Origin of the sequence: Myxococcus llanfairpwllgwyngyllgogerychwyrndrobwllllantysiliogogogochensis (genome assembly GCF_006636215.1) — a bacterium.
Lineage (GTDB): Bacteria > Myxococcota > Myxococcia > Myxococcales > Myxococcaceae > Myxococcus > Myxococcus llanfairpwllgwyngyllgogerychwyrndrobwllllantysiliogogogochensis.
The window spans coordinates 1-13,492 of sequence record NZ_VIFM01000085.1; the positions used below are offsets into that span (position 1 = coordinate 1).

Consider the following 13,492-nt stretch of genomic DNA (forward strand, 5'->3'; position numbering starts at 1 on the left):
CCCGATGCCCGCGCGTCCGGACATGCGGCCCACGGAGCTGGAGTTGCTGCCCATTGGCGCCGTGGTCGGCCCCGCCGACTCGGAGCCCTCTCCGTGGCCGGTGGAGCCGACGGAGCCCCGCGCGGAGCCGCTGCGCGTGATGGGGGGCGAGCCTCGCCCCGGCGCGCCGATGTCCCGGCCCCCGGTGCCCGCGTCGGGTCTTCGTCCCGGTGGGTTTCCGCCTCCCGCGTCCCAGCCGCCGCCCGCCGCGCCGGTGCCTCCTGCCTCCGCGGTGATGCCGCAGCGGCAGGCGCTGGGTGCTCCCGCGGGCTCGCCTCCGACCGGGGCTCCCGCGCGCTCGGGGGCGTTGGTGATGCCCGCCGTCTCCGCGACGAGCGGACCGTTCTCCTCGCCGCCTCCGAGCGCCCCGACGCGCTCGGGAGCGATGGTGATGCCGGCCATCTCCATCCCCGCGAGCACGCCGGTGCGCACGAACCCGGGCGGTGCGCCTCCCTCTAGAAGTGCCGAGCCGGGCGTGGTCGTCTCGGACACGGGCTCCGAGCCGGAGAGCGCCGAGCTGCCGGTGCTCACGCCCGAGCAGATGGGGCACGACGAGCAGGCGGCGCGGGTGGAGGAGATGGACACGAATCCGCGCGCGTCCCGGCCGCCGCGCGCGGAGCGCTCCGACGACACGCAGCCGCGTGGGCCTCGCGACGCGGACACGGACCCTCGGGGGCCTCGCGCTGCCGACACGCAGCCCCGTGCCGCCGCCGGCCTTCATGAGGACACCCAGCCTCGCGTGGTGCTGGACGAGAGCTTCCTTCGCGACGCGGAAGGCGCCGCGCGGGAGCAGGAGGAGCGGTCCGGCCCGTCGCGTCCGAAGACGGGCTCACGCCGCGTTCGCCCCTCGTCTCCTGGCATGGCGCCCGTCTCGGGCCGGCGCACGGGGTCCGCCTCCGTCATCCGCCCCGCGCCCGCCCCGGCGCCCGCGCCTGTCGAGGACGAGGAGGAGGACGTGGACGTGCGCGTGTCCATGCCCTCGCATGACGAGACGCGCCGCACGGCGGTGCCCGTCCGTCCGAATGCGCAGCCCGCCGCGCGCCGCCCGGGAGAGGACACCCGTCGGACGACCATCCCCAGGCGCTCCCAGCGCAGGTCCGTCGTGGCGTGGGTGGTGGTGCTGGGCGGACTGGGTGCGCTGCTGGCGGGAGCCGCCGCGCTCACCCTGGACCCCGTGCTGCGCAGGCGCCTGACGCACCAACTGGGGCTCACCCAGGTCCTGGAGGGCCCGCCGCCTTCCAGGCCCATCGAGCGGACCCCGCCGCTGCCCTCCGAGAGCGCCGTGGCCCGCGGGGAGCCCGCGCTTCCAGAGGCCGCGCCGGGCGAAGGGGCCGTGGCGCCTCCAGCCACGGGTGACGTGGCCGCCGTGAACAGCCCACAGGCCGCTGCCGACAGTCCCCCCGCGCCTCCTCCGCCGAAGCCTTCGGACGAGAAGCTGTCCGACGACCTGTTCCTGGCCCCGCTGAACAGCGCCCCGAAGTCCGCGCCCCCGAAGTCCACCCCGCCGAAGCGCGCGGCGGCCCCGCGCGTGCGAATCATCTCCGGCAGCACGAACAAGTCCCAGGCTGAGCTCAAGAAGGAGTGGAAGGAGTCCGTTGCGGTGTTCAAGACGCTCCAGGAGTTCCGCTCCTGCGACGACCTGGGCTTCCTGTGCCAGCAGCGGGACGACCTGAAGGAACTGGTGGAGGCCTCCGAGGGAGAGGTGGACCCCGAGCTCCTCGGGAAGGTGAAGCGGCTCAAGAAGGCCGCGCAGCGACAGCTGGACAAAGTGGGGCAGTGAGGACGCTGATTCGTTCCCCGAGCGTCCAGGAGTCATGGAGTTGACCGGAAGTCCCGGGCGGGAAAGCCTTCAGGGATGAGCCTCCCCCTGATTGCCGGCGTGTTCCTGGTGGTGCTGGCCCTCGGCTATCGTTTCTACGGTGGCTTCATCGCCCGGCAGTTCCGGTTGGACGGTGAGGCCCAGACGCCCGCGCACGCGAAGAACGACGGCGTGGACTTCGTGCCGACGAAGCCCTTCTACCTGTTGGGTCAGCACTTCAGCGCGATTGCCGCGGCGGGTCCCATCGCGGGTCCCATCCTCGCGGCGCAGCAGTTCGGCTGGTTGCCGGCGCTGTTGTGGATTGCGGTGGGCGCGGTGTTCATCGGGGCGATGCATGACTTCGCCACGCTGGTGGCCAGCGTGCGCCACGGGGCCGTCTCCATCGCGGAGGTGGTGCGCACCCACCTGGGGCCGACGGCGGGGTTGGCGATGCTGGCCTTCATCTGGGTGGCGCTCGTCTACGTCATCGTCGCCTTCACGGACGCCACGGCCGCGACGTTCGTCAGCGGCGACGCGGAGCTGGAGGGGCTCACCTTCCGCTTCAACCCGGGCGGCGCGGTGGCCTTCGCGTCGATTGCATACCTGGCGCTGGCGGTGGTGATGGGGTTGGTGGACCGGTACGTGAAGCCGCCGCTGTGGCTGCAGACGCTCATCTTCGTGCCGGCGACGCTGGGGGTGGTGTACCTGGGCACGCGCTTCTCCACGCTGCTGGTGCTGGATGCGCGGGGCTGGGCGGCGCTCATCCTCGCGTACTGCTTCGTCGCGTCGCTCACGCCGGTGTGGGTGCTCCTGCAGCCGCGCGGTTATCTGGGCGGCTTCGTGCTCTACGCGGCGCTGGCGGTGGGCGTGGTGGGCATCTTCTACGGCGGGCTGAGCGGGGAGCTGTCGATTCAGCAGCCGGCCTTCGCGGGCTTCAACGTGCCAGGGGCGGGAGGCGCGCTGTTTCCCTTCCTCTTCGTCACCATCGCCTGCGGGGCGTGTTCGGGGTTCCACGGGCTGGTGTGCTCGGGCACCACGTCGAAGCAGATAGACAAGGAGCCGCACTGCAAGCCGGTGGGCTACGGGGCGATGTTGCTGGAGGGCTTCGTGGCGGTCATCGCGCTGGCGACGGTGATGATTGCCACGAAGGGGGAGCTGACGGGCAAGGCGCCGGGCGCGGTGTACGGCGCGGGGCTGGGGCGCTTCCTCGTCACGGTGCTGGGCAAGGAGCACCTCGTCTTCGCCACGACGTTCGGCGCCATGGCCTTCTCCACGTTCGTGTTCGACACGCTGGACGTGTCCACGCGGCTGGGGCGCTACATCCTCCAGGAGCTGACGGGGCGGAAGGGGCGGGTGTCGGCGATGGTGGCCACGGCGGTGACGTGTGGGGTGCCGCTGGCCTTCGTGCTGCTGGCGGGCACGGGGGCGTGGCGCTCGTTCTGGACGTTGTTCGGCACGTCCAATCAGTTGCTCGCCTCGCTGTCCCTGCTGGGCGTCTGTGTGTGGCTCAAGAGCACGAGCCGGCCGTATGTGTACGCGCTGGTGCCCATGTTGTTCGTGGGGGCCGTGACGCTCACCAGCCTGGTGCTCCTGGTGCGCGAGGCGCTGCAGCCGGCCAGCTCCGCTGTCTCCCGGGTGAACGGGGTGGTGGCGGTGGTGTTGCTGGCGTTGGCCCTGTCTCTCTTCACCGCGGGGGCGCGTGCGCTGCGCTCCCGGCGAGCACCTCCGGCCACTGCGCCCGCGGTCTGATTCAGCCTCCAGGTTCGCCATGCTCCGCTACGCCGTCGCCATCTTCACCAGTGCCTTCCTTCTGTTTGGTGTGCAGCCCCTGGCGGGGCGGTATGCGTTGCCGTGGTACGGCGGCACGCCCGGCGTCTGGACCGCATGCATGCTGTTCTTCCAGGCGGCGCTGCTGGGAGGGTATGCGTATGCGCACGGGCTCGCCTCGCGGCTGACGCCACGGACGCAGGCGAAGGTGCACCTGGGCGTCCTGGCGGTGGCGGTGGCGGTGCTGGGGGCGCGGGCCTTGTGGGTGGGCTCGCCGGTGGCACCGGGGCCGGAGTGGCGTCCGGTGGGCACGGACCTGGCGGTGCCGAGGTTGCTGGCGATGCTGGCGGCCACCATCGGCCTGCCGTTCTTCGTGTTGAGCACGACGGGGCCGCTGCTCCAGTCCTGGTTTGCTCGCGCGAGGCCCGGCCGCTCACCGTATGCGCTGTATGCGCTGTCGAACGTGGGCTCGCTGCTGGCGCTGCTGGGCTACCCCTTCCTCGTGGAGCCGTGGGTGGGGCGAGCCACGCAGGCGTGGGGCTGGGGCGTGGGCTTCGTCCTCTTCGTGGGGGCCTGCGCGGTGTGCGCGCTGGATGTGCTGCGGCATGAGCGCGTGGTGGCGAGCACGGAAGCGACAGGTCCACGAGAGGCTTCCCTCGTGGAGGGCGCCACGGCCCGAGTGACAGCGGGCGAACTCGCATCGCAAGACGTCAGCGCCCGAGTCGGCGCGATGGCCACGCAGGATGCAGGCGCAGGTTCATCGACGGCGTTTGAGTCGGCATCACGGTTTCAGACGGACGCGGAGGCGGCCCGGGAAGCCGCCTTCGAGGCGATGCGGCGAGAAGCACGAGGCGCCTCACTGGAGGCCGCGCCCCGCGACTCCGAGGCTCGACCCGGTGTGGGCCGGACGCTGGCGTGGCTCGGACTGGCCACGTGCGCGTCCGTGTTGTTGCTCGCGACGACGAACCAGCTCTCGCAGGACGTGGCCGCGGGCCCCTTCCTCTGGGTGCTGCCGTTGGCCGTCTACCTGCTCACCTTCATCATCGCCTTCTCGCGCGAGTCCTTCTATTCGCGCACCGTCTACTCGGTGCTGCTCATCGGCTCCGGAGCGATGGTGGCGCACGCGCACGCGGCGGGGGCCCACTTCCCGCTCACCCTCCAGCTCATCGCCTACGCCGCGTCGCTCTTCGCCGGTTGCATGGTGTGTCACGGCGAGCTGTACCGGCTGCGTCCGTCACCGCGCCATTTGAGCGCCTTCTACCTGTGGGTGTCCGCCGGTGGCGTGCTGGGCGCGCTGTTCGTCAGCGGCGTGGCCACCGCCTTCTTCCGCGCGTACTGGGAGTACCCGCTGTCCTTGGGAGGCTGCTGCGCGGTGGCGCTCGCGGGCATGGTGCGCGGGCCGGCGGCAGAGACGTGGAGTCAGCGCGGCCGACGGGTGCTGCGCGGCGCGATGCTCGTCATGGTGACGGTGAACCTGTTCCTGTCGGTGAACCGGGAGCTGGACAAGGCGCTGTTCAGCGAGCGGAACTTCTTCGGCGTGGTGAGGGTGACGGAGCAGAACGAGGAGTCGCCGGACAAGCACCTCTACAGTCAGCGCCACGGCGCCATCACCCATGGCATGCAGTACGTCAAACCGGAGCTGCGCTCGTGGCCCACGACCTACTACACGCGAGAGGCCGGTCTGGGACTGGCTGTCGCCGAGCAGCGTCGGCTGCGCGCGGCGGTGGGACTGCCTCCGGGTCTGCGCATGGGTGTGCTGGGGCTGGGCGTGGGGACGAGTGCGGCGCTGCTGGAGAAGGAGGACCGGGGGCGCTTTTATGAAATCAACCCGGTGGTCATCTCCCTGGCGCGAGGCGAGGGCGGCTTCTTCAGTTACCTGGGCGACTCGCCCGCGACGATTGAGGTGGTGGAGGGGGACGCGCGCATCTCCCTGGAGCGCGAGCTGGAGCGGGGCGAGCCCGGCGGGTTCGACGTGCTGGCGTTGGATGTCTTCTCCTCGGACTCCGTCCCCGTGCACCTGCTCACCGAGGAGGCCGTCGCCCTGTACAAACGGCACCTGGCTCCGCACGGAGTCCTCGCGTTGCACATCAGCAACGTGCATCTGGACCTGGTGCCAGTGACGCTGTCGCATGCGCGCCGCCTGGGGATGTACGCGGCCTTCGTCTTCCATGACACGGAAGGAAGCGCGCTGCGCAGCAACTGGATGTTGCTCAGTCCAGACCGCGAGTTCTCCTGGGGCCCCACCTTCACCCGTGCCAAGGCACGGGTGCGCCGCCTGGGGCTGCGTGACGAGCAGGACTTCGCCTGGACGGATGACCGCAGCAGCGTGCTGCGGGTGCTGCGCCAGATTGGCCCCGACGCGAACGTCGTGGATGTGGAGGCGCCCTCGGGCCCGCCGAAGGTGCCCATGGCGAAGCCCGCTCCGCGGTGACTCAGCCTGGAGGCCAGAGCAGCGGCCGACCCGCCAGGAGGTGCAGATGGATGTGGAACACCGTCTGCCCGGCGTCGCGGTGGGTGTTCATCACCACCCGGTACCCGTTGCTGTCATGGCCCCGCTGCTTCGCCAGCTTGGCCGCCGCCACGAAGAGGTGGCCCACCGTGGCCTCGTCCTCCGCGGTGACGTCGTTCACCGTGGCGATGTGCTTGCGGGGGATGAACAGGACGTGCGTGGGCGCCTGGGGATTGATGTCCTCGAAGGCCAGGCAGGCTTCGTCCTGATAGACGAACTTGGCCGGGATGAGGCCGTCTCGAATCTTGCAGAAGAGGCAGTCGGACATGGCCGGGGGCTTAGCAACGCACGAGGCGGCGGGAAATGGCCTCGGCGCTCATTGTTGAAGTCCCAAGCGATTCCCCCAGCGGGCGACCAGGGCTTCGCTCGGGTGGGTTATCGGGGGTAGAGGTAGGGGACGACATGCCAGGTGGGCACCTCGCCTCAAAAGGTCCCACCAGTGATATTCCAGGCCCCGACGATGAAATCCATCCGCATCTCCCAGCTCATCGAGGACCACGACTACGACTTGCGGCTCACGCTCATCGCGGGCGCGAGCGGGCTGACTCGGACGGTGGACTCGCCGCGCATCCAGAAGCCGGGGCTGGCGCTGGCGGGCTTCACCGAGCACCTCCACCCCCACCGGGTCCAGGTGTTCGGAAACACGGAGATTTCGTACCTGGCCACCCTGCCGGAGTCGCGGCAGCGCGAGGCGCTCTCCAAGCTCTTCGAGGAAGAGGACCTGGCGTGCGTCGTGGTGACGAAGGAGCTGGAGATTCCGCCCGTCCTGGTGACGGCGTGTGAGTCCGGCGGGCTGGCGCTGATGAAGACGCCGCTGCTCTCCAGCGAGTTCATCACCCGGGTGCAGTCCTTCCTGGAGGAAGCGCTCACCGAGTCCAGCAGCCTGCACGGCGTGCTGATGGACGTCTTCGGCGTGGGCATCCTGCTGCTCGGCAAGAGCGGCATCGGCAAGAGCGAGATTGCCCTGGACCTGGTGATGCGGGCCCACCGGCTGGTGGCCGACGACATCGTCGACGTCACCCGGCGCAAGGGGGCGGTCTACGGCGCGGGCAACCCGGTCATCAAGCACCACATGGAAATCCGGGGCCTGGGCATCATCAACATCAAGGACCTGTTCGGCGTGGCGGCGGTGCGCGAGCAGAAGAAAATCGAGCTCGTCATCGAGCTGCAGGAATGGGACCCCCATCAGGAGTACGACCGGCTGGGCGTGGAGGACAAACATCTCCAGATTGTGGGTGTGGACATCCCGCTGTCGGTGGTACCCGTGCGTCCAGGCCGTAACATGGCGACCATCATCGAGGTGGCCGCCCGCAACCAGTTGTTGAAACTTCAGGGCCACCACTCGGCGAGGGAATTCGCCGAGCGGCTCAACCGAGCCATCGCCGAAGGGGCGATGCGCCGCACCCTGGGAGAAGAGGTCGAGTGACCGCGCCCGCGAAACAGTTGGTCGTCATCACCGGCATGTCCGGCTCCGGCAAGTCCACCGCCATCAGGGCGCTGGAGGATGCGGGGTTCTTCTGCATCGACAACCTGCCGGTGCTGCTGCTGCCCAAGCTCACGGAGCTCGCGGGCGGGGGCAACATCGAGCGGATGGCGCTGGTGATGGACGTGCGTGAAGGCGTGTTCCTCAAGGACGCGCCCCGGGTGCTGGACGAGGTCCGCCGCGCCGGTCACCACGTGGAGGTGCTCTTCCTCGACTCGAGCGATGACAGCCTCATCCGTCGCTTCAGCGAGACGCGCCGCCGCCATCCGCTGGCGCCCAACGGCACCGTGGCGGACGGCATCAAGGCGGAGCGCCAGGAGCTGCGTGACTTGCGCGAAATCGCCGACCAGGTCATCGACTCGTCGGTGCTGAACGTGCACGACTTGAAGCGCATGGTGCAGGCGCGCTTCAGCCCGGAGCCCGCCGCGGGGCCGAGCCTGTCGGTGATGTCGTTCGGTTACCGGTACGGGGTGCCGCCGCAGGCGGACCTGGTGCTGGACGTGCGCTTCCTGCCCAACCCGTACTTCGTCCCGGAGATGAAGGGGCTGACGGGCAAGGTGCCCAAGGTGGCCGCGTACGTGCTGGACCGCGAGGAGACGCAGCAGTTCCTCGAGAAGGTCGTGGACCTGTGCCGCTTCCTCTTCCCTCGCTACCAGAAGGAGGGGAAGGCGTACCTCACGGTGGCGCTGGGGTGCACGGGTGGCAAGCACCGCTCGGTGGCCATCGCCGCGGAGCTGACCCGACGGCTGGCCGACGAGAACACCCGCGTTCAGCTCTGGGACCGCGACATCGAGAAAGAGTAGTCCGTGGCCTCCGTGACCCTGCTTCTGCTCGCGCTCGGCGTGGCGATGGATGCCACCGCTGTCTCCAGTGGCATGGCCATCCGGGGGGCTCGGCCTCCGGATGTCCTCAAGCTGGCGCTGACCTTCGGCCTGTTCCAGTTCGGCATGTCCCTGGGCGGTGCGCTCGGGGGCAAGGCCATCCTCACGCACTTCGCGGCGGTGGACCATTGGATTGCCTTCGGGCTGCTCGCGCTCGTGGGCGGGCACATGATTTGGGAGGCGTTCTCCCATGACGAGGAGGAGCGCGCCGCCACCGGCATCCCCCTGCCCATGTTGCTGACGCTCGGCGTGGCCACCAGCATCGACGCGCTCGCCGTCGGCGTGACGCTGCCCGCGCTGGAGCTGGGCATCGTCCTCTCCACCGCCCTCATCGGCGTGATGACCTTCGTGCTGTCCATCGTCGGTGCCTGGGCCGGCAAGCGGCTGGGCGAGCGCTTCGGCACCCGCATCGAAATCCTCGGCGGTCTGGTGCTCATCGGCATCGGCCTCAAGACGCTCGTCGAGCACCTGACCGCGTAGGCCTCCCGGCGGTGGGCTCGAAGCCTCCGCCCGAGCCTGTCGTTCATGCGACACCCTGTCGGGGCACCTCATGCATGCGTCATCCTTGTGAAGTGACTCATGGCGCGCCATGCTGGGAGTCCGTAGCGCGGATTCCCACTGGAGGCCTGGATGTCCCTTCCCCCGACGCGGCACTTCCACGTGGCCATCGCGGGCAGTGGGTTCGGCGGCCTGGGGATGGCCATCCGGCTCAAGCAGGAGGGGCTGGAGGACTTCGTCCTCTTCGAGCGCGCGGACGACGTGGGCGGCGTCTGGCGGGACAATGCGTATCCGGGGTGCGCGTGCGATGTGCCGTCGCATCTGTATTCGTTCTCCTTCGCGCCGAATCCGCGCTGGTCCCGGGCGTACTCGCCCCAGCCGGAGATTCACGCGTACCTGCGCGACTGCGCGGAGCGCTTCGGCGTGCTCCCCCACGTGCGCTTCCGTCACGCCGTGGAGGACGCGCGCTGGGATGACGATGCGCGGCACTGGCGCCTCCAGACGTCGGAGGGGTTCTTCACCGCGGACGTCTTCATCCTCGCGGCGGGGGCGTTCGGCGAGCCGGTACAGCCCTCGCTCCCGGGGCTGGAGCGCTTCCAGGGCAAGGTGATGCACTCGGCGCGGTGGGACCCTTCGCATGAGCTGACGGGCAGGAAGGTCGCCGTGGTGGGCACGGGCGCGTCCGCGATTCAATTCGTCCCGGCCATCCAGCCGAAGGTCGAGCGGCTGGTCCTCTTCCAGCGCACGCCTCCCTGGATTCTGCCGCGCAATGACCACGCGATTTCGGGCTGGAAGCAGTGGCTGTACGCGCGTGTTCCCGGGGCGCGGTGGCTGATGCGCGCGGGCCTCTACGCGGTGAAGGAGCTGTCCGCGCTGGCGTTCATGTATCCGTGGATCATCCGCTGGGCCCAGCGAGGGGCATGGCGGCACCTGAAGCAGTCCGTCCCGGACCCGGTGCTGCGCGCGAAGCTGCGACCCTCCTACACCATGGGTTGCAAGCGAGTGCTCGTGTCGGACGACTACCTGCCGGCGCTGACGCGGGAGAATGTCGAGGTCGTCACGGAGGGGCTCCAGGAGGTGCGCGAGCACTCCGTCGTCACGGCATCGGGCGTCGAGCATCCGGTGGACACGCTCATCTTCGGGACGGGCTTTCAGATAACGGAGCCGTCATTCGCCCGGCACATCCGGGGGCGCGATGGGCGCACGTTGGCGGAGACGTGGGCAGGGAGCATGAAGGCGCACCTGGGGACGTCGGTGAGCGGGTTCCCCAACTTCTTCATGTTGCTGGGGCCAAACACGGGGCTGGGGCACACGTCCGTCATCCTGATGATTGAGAGCCAGCTTGCGCATGTGCTCAGCGCGCTGCGCTACTTGGAGGGCAGGGGGCTGGCGGCGGTGGAGCCGACGGTGGAGGCACAGGAGGCGTTCGTTCGCGACGTCGACGCGCGGATGGCGCGGACGGTGTGGATGCGGGGCGGGTGTGTGAGCTGGTACCTGGATGCGACGGGGCGCAACTCGACGCTGTGGCCGGGCTTCACCTTCGACTACAGGCGTCGCGTCGCCACCTTCGAGCCCTCGGAATATGTCGCCATCACCCGGCGTGGGCGCGCGTCTTTGAAGACCGGGGCGAGCCCTCGGAAGCAGGCGCACGGCTGACGCGGTGGCGATGGACGCGGAACGGAGCCAACGGATGAAATCGGTGAAGGACAAGGTCGCGGCGATTACCGGAGCGGGCTCGGGCATTGGCCGGGCCACGGCGGTGTTGCTCGCGCGTCAGGGATGTCACGTCGCGCTGTCGGACGTGAATGTGCAGGGACTCTCCGAGACGGAGACACAGTGCCGCGCGCACGGCGTCCGTGTCCGGGCAGACCGGGTGGATGTCGCGAAGCGCGAGCAGGTGCATGCGTGGGCGGATGACGTGGCGCGGGAGTTCGGCGCGGTCCACATCATCATCAACAACGCGGGCGTGGCGTTGGGCGCCACCATCGAGGACACCCGGTACGAGGACTTCGAGTGGCTGATGAACATCAACTTCTGGGGGGTGGTGTACGGCACCAAGGCGTTCCTGCCTCACCTGAAGGCGGTGGACGAGGGGCACATCGTCAACGTGTCGAGCGTGTTCGGGCTGATTGGGGTGCCGACGCAGGCGGCGTACAACTCGGCGAAGTTCGCGGTGAAGGGCTTCACGGAGGCGCTGCGGCAGGAGTTGGAGGTGGATCCGGGGACCATCGGCGTCACCTGTGTGCATCCAGGGGGAATCAAGACGAACATCGCGCGCAATGCGCGGGTGACGGTGCGTCGGGGGTGGACGGACGAGCGCTCGTCGAGTGACTTCGAGAAGGCCTTGGCCACCACGCCGGAGCGGGCGGCGGAGGACATCCTCACGGCGATTCGGAAGAACCGGCGGCGGCAGCTCATTGGCGGGGACGCGGTCCTCATCGACCTGTTCCAGCGGTTGTTGCCGACCTTGTACCAGCGGGTGCTGGTGGCGGGGGTGCGGCGGCGACGGCGGAAGATGCTGAGCGCGGCGACATGAAGCGCACGCGCGTGAAGGACTCGCGGCGCGCGACGAAGGAAGCGCCTTCGAGGACGCGTCGGCCGGCCTCGCGAGAGAAGGCGCGGGCGCGGGTGACGCCGCTCTCGCAGCGGCTGGAGGTGCCCTCGCGGGCGACGCCGCAGGACCTCTTCTCGCTGGCGATGCGGTGGTGGAACGAAGGAGAGCGCTTCGATATCGGCCGGATGGCGCAGGAGCTGGGCGTCAGTCGGGCGACGGTGTTCCGCTGGGCGGGGACGCGGGAGCTGCTCTATGGGGAGGTGCTGTCCTTTCGGTTCGAGGCCGCGCTCACCGCCGCGAGGAGCGAGTTCCAGGGGGAGGGGACGGCGTATGTGGCGGACGTCACCCAGCGCCTCATCCACCTGATTGTGGAGGACGCGCCCCTGCGGCGCTTCATCCAGCAGGACTCCGAGTACGCGATGCGCGTGCTGATGTCGAAGAGCAGCCGGGTGGAGGAGCGCTGCGCGGCGAGCATCCGGAGGGCGCTGGAGGAGGGCGTGAGGGAGAAGCGCCTCCGACCGGCGATGGGGCTGGAGGCGTTGTCGAACGTCATCGTGAGGGTGGGGCAGTTCTTCCTGTACCGGGACGCGCTCACGGGCGACCCGCCGGATGTGCAGGCCGCCATCACCGCGACGCTCATCCTCCTCACCGCGGAGGAGGGGGATGCGCGGTGGAACAGGCGGTGACGACGCAGCGCGAGGTGGGCGTCAGGCGGTGAGCGTCAAGGTGGCTGTCGCGTGAGAGAGCTCATCCAATCCTGACGACGGCAAGACACTCTTTGTCTGCGAAAATTGCATGGTTCTGGACAATGAGCGCGCTGGATACTGGGCGACCCTTGCCGATGCCTGAGATTGATTGCGTAGACTGGCGAATACGGCGAACCTTATGTGGGTCCTTTCGAATCGCACGCCTTTTGGCGCCGAACGTACCTGGATTCGAGACAAGGACGGCAATCACGTCTGGGTTGTTGCCGTCAAGGCAACCTTCGAGTTCGACGAGCGAGGTCGCCTGAGCCTATCCGCCGAACAGGGCCTCCCGCTGCATGAGCCTGTCTATCTGGGGGCTCCCGGCCAGTCCAGCCTCCAATATGAGGCCGAACTCGTTGCGCCCAAGCCGCATACCGATGTCGTCATTCATGCCTGTGCGCATGCGCCAGGCGGGCGGCCCGCTTCGAGGGTCGACGTTGCTGTTCGCATCCACGACGTGGACAAGATGCTGGTGGTCCACGGAGAACGTGTCTACCGGCGTGGCGTTCTGGGCGTGAGACCATCAACCGCAGAGCCCTTCGTGCGTCAGCGCATCCACTACGAATGGGCATGGGGAGGGTTCGATACCAACGACCCGGACCCTCGCAAGCACCGTGGGGATTCTCGCAACCCCGTGGGACGGGGTCTGGCCACTCGTGATGCGCATCTCGTAGGGCAGCCCGCCCATCGCATCGAGTACCTGCAAGGCAATCCCGCGGAGAATGGGCCTGCTGGCTTTGGTCCCATCGCCAGCCACTGGTCACCACGTATCGAACTGTTCGGCACTTTCGACGATGTCTGGTCGAAGACTCAACGCCCACTGCTGCCGCGCGACTTCGACGCCCGTTCGGCCCTCTGCGCACCTGTTGATCAGCGTTCGTCACGTCGTCTTGTGGGTGGAGAACGGATTGCGCTACACCAGCTCTCGCCACACGGCTCACTTGGATTGGTCCTACCTCGCCTACGCTTCGGGTTTGACACCCATTTTGGATCCATTCGGCAATTCCACGAGGCCACACTGGGTACAGTGCTCATCGAACCTGAGCTGAAGAAACTGAGTATGGTCTACCAGACGGGGCTCAAGGTTGGACCGCTCGAACTCGACCACCTCGACTTTACGGTGATTACCATGAGGCCCGACTGAGATGAGTGCGGCGCTACAAATTGTCGCGGCCGGAGCACGGACGCCCGTGGGGACGACCGCGGAGACCACTGCC

Annotated in this window: 10 protein-coding genes and 1 pseudogene; 10 read left to right on the forward strand and 1 reads right to left on the reverse strand. The window is 68.7% G+C overall.

Annotated features, from left to right (window positions below; genetic code table 11):
* From FJV41_RS52400 to FJV41_RS21575, 3 genes and pseudogenes are all read left to right on the forward strand, one after another.
* Positions 1 to 1,819, forward strand: a pseudogene (locus FJV41_RS52400) (hypothetical protein); the annotation flags it as partial.
* A gap of 75 nt (positions 1,820 to 1,894) precedes the next feature.
* A complete protein-coding gene (locus FJV41_RS21570) occupies positions 1,895 to 3,586 on the forward strand; it encodes a carbon starvation CstA family protein (protein ID WP_141644411.1) in 1,692 nt (563 codons plus the stop codon).
* A 19-nt stretch (positions 3,587 to 3,605) separates the two neighbouring features.
* Positions 3,606 to 6,035: a spermidine synthase gene (locus FJV41_RS21575; protein ID WP_141644412.1), complete on the forward strand. Its 2,430-nt coding sequence runs from the start codon at positions 3,606 to 3,608 to the stop codon at positions 6,033 to 6,035.
* Position 6,036: 1 nt separating this feature from the next.
* Here FJV41_RS21575 and FJV41_RS21580 read toward each other — a convergent pair whose 3' ends face one another.
* Positions 6,037 to 6,381 carry a histidine triad nucleotide-binding protein gene (locus FJV41_RS21580; RefSeq protein ID WP_141644413.1) on the reverse strand — a complete coding sequence of 115 codons (345 nt, stop codon included), beginning with the start codon at positions 6,379 to 6,381 and terminating at the stop codon, positions 6,037 to 6,039.
* Between the two features lie 192 nt (positions 6,382 to 6,573).
* Between FJV41_RS21580 and hprK the strand changes: the two genes are divergently transcribed.
* The 7 genes from hprK (at position 6,574) to FJV41_RS21615 (ending at position 13,419) form a co-directional block, all read left to right on the forward strand.
* The gene (gene hprK / locus FJV41_RS21585) at positions 6,574 to 7,539 is read left to right on the forward strand and encodes an HPr(Ser) kinase/phosphatase (RefSeq protein ID WP_141644414.1); all 966 of its coding nucleotides are present in this window, start codon (positions 6,574 to 6,576) and stop codon (positions 7,537 to 7,539) included.
* Positions 7,536 to 8,399, forward strand: a complete 864-nt coding sequence (rapZ, locus tag FJV41_RS21590) for an RNase adapter RapZ (protein ID WP_141644415.1) — start codon at positions 7,536 to 7,538, stop codon at positions 8,397 to 8,399. Before hprK ends, rapZ begins: the two co-directional genes overlap by 4 nt.
* 3 nt (positions 8,400 to 8,402) lie before the next feature.
* Positions 8,403 to 8,957, forward strand: coding sequence for a manganese efflux pump MntP (locus FJV41_RS21595; protein WP_141644416.1), 555 nt, complete (start codon positions 8,403 to 8,405; stop codon positions 8,955 to 8,957).
* Positions 8,958 to 9,107: 150 nt separating this feature from the next.
* Complete coding sequence (locus FJV41_RS21600) at positions 9,108 to 10,631, forward strand: flavin-containing monooxygenase (protein WP_141644417.1); 1,524 nt, start codon at positions 9,108 to 9,110, stop codon at positions 10,629 to 10,631.
* Positions 10,632 to 10,665: 34 nt separating this feature from the next.
* Positions 10,666 to 11,511, forward strand: coding sequence for an SDR family NAD(P)-dependent oxidoreductase (locus FJV41_RS21605; RefSeq protein WP_141644418.1), 846 nt, complete (start codon positions 10,666 to 10,668; stop codon positions 11,509 to 11,511).
* Positions 11,508 to 12,215, forward strand: coding sequence for a QsdR family transcriptional regulator (locus FJV41_RS21610; protein WP_141644419.1), 708 nt, complete (start codon positions 11,508 to 11,510; stop codon positions 12,213 to 12,215). Before FJV41_RS21605 ends, FJV41_RS21610 begins: the two co-directional genes overlap by 4 nt.
* 199 nt (positions 12,216 to 12,414) lie before the next feature.
* Positions 12,415 to 13,419, forward strand: coding sequence for a DUF2169 family type VI secretion system accessory protein (locus FJV41_RS21615; RefSeq protein WP_141644420.1), 1,005 nt, complete (start codon positions 12,415 to 12,417; stop codon positions 13,417 to 13,419).
* Positions 13,420 to 13,492: the final 73 nt, after the last annotated feature.

Excerpts from the sequence above, each read along its gene's own strand:
- FJV41_RS21570 (WP_141644411.1), top strand. The coding sequence starts at position 1,895 with ATGAGCCTCCCCCTGATTGCCGGCGTGTTCCTGGTGGTGCTGGCCCTC.
- FJV41_RS21575 (WP_141644412.1), top strand. The coding sequence starts at position 3,606 with ATGCTCCGCTACGCCGTCGCCATCTTCACCAGTGCCTTCCTTCTGTTT.
- FJV41_RS21580 (WP_141644413.1), bottom strand. The coding sequence starts at position 6,381 with ATGTCCGACTGCCTCTTCTGCAAGATTCGAGACGGCCTCATCCCGGCC.
- hprK (WP_141644414.1), top strand. The coding sequence starts at position 6,574 with ATGAAATCCATCCGCATCTCCCAGCTCATCGAGGACCACGACTACGAC.
- FJV41_RS21600 (WP_141644417.1), top strand. The coding sequence starts at position 9,108 with ATGTCCCTTCCCCCGACGCGGCACTTCCACGTGGCCATCGCGGGCAGT.
- FJV41_RS21605 (WP_141644418.1), top strand. The coding sequence starts at position 10,666 with ATGAAATCGGTGAAGGACAAGGTCGCGGCGATTACCGGAGCGGGCTCG.
- FJV41_RS21610 (WP_141644419.1), top strand. The coding sequence starts at position 11,508 with ATGAAGCGCACGCGCGTGAAGGACTCGCGGCGCGCGACGAAGGAAGCG.
- FJV41_RS21615 (WP_141644420.1), top strand. The coding sequence starts at position 12,415 with ATGTGGGTCCTTTCGAATCGCACGCCTTTTGGCGCCGAACGTACCTGG.